The organism is Pseudoduganella sp. GW821-FHT12E03 (assembly GCF_058807115.1).
The window spans coordinates 1-564 of the sequence record NZ_JBXAQJ010000054.1 but is presented as its reverse complement, the minus strand read 5'-3'; the positions used below and the strand labels follow the sequence as shown (position 1 = coordinate 564).

Genomic DNA, 564 nt, shown 5'->3' with positions numbered 1-564 from the left:
GGGATGGTCGATTGCTGAACTATCGTAGTCAATCCGCACGACCGGTGAGCCGCACGAGCTCCAACTATATTGCCCGAATATGCTTTCACCGGTGAAAGTGATAGCGGGCAATTCCGTCCAGCCTCACAATCAGGCGAGACATCGGAGTCGAGCGCTAGCAAAAATGTTGGCAACGGATAGTACCTTTATGCGTAATATGCACCGTTCGCATCGCCTTGAACTTTCGGCGATACACTGCGGGTTTGCATGCTGGCGGACTCCCGCCACAACATTCCAACAAAGTCTCCTGCAGGATGCGTACGCACATCGCATACGGGGCCAATAGGCTTACGATCATGCGCTGAAAGCCGCTGCGCGGCAGGTTTTAAATTGTGCCACCCATTTCCACACTGAATCCAGCGCGCTGGGAATCCTGGTCGCTTTCACCGGTGAAAGTGATGTCCCGCATGTGCGAAGTTTTCCACTTTTGGCGACTGGGTAAGCGTCGGCCACAGCATCCTGATTACCGTCCCACCGCGCCGGTAAATCCTGATTTGCCTGCGCCCTCGCGCAATACGCTTGCCG

At 55.1% G+C, this 564-nt stretch carries 1 protein-coding gene; it reads right to left on the bottom strand.

Going from position 1 to position 564, the window contains the following annotated elements:
- Window positions 1–333 precede the first annotated feature (333 nt).
- Window positions 334–564: hypothetical protein (locus AC1RRC_RS33250; protein ID WP_493060216.1), on the bottom strand; the 231-nt coding region annotated here is incomplete at its 5' end.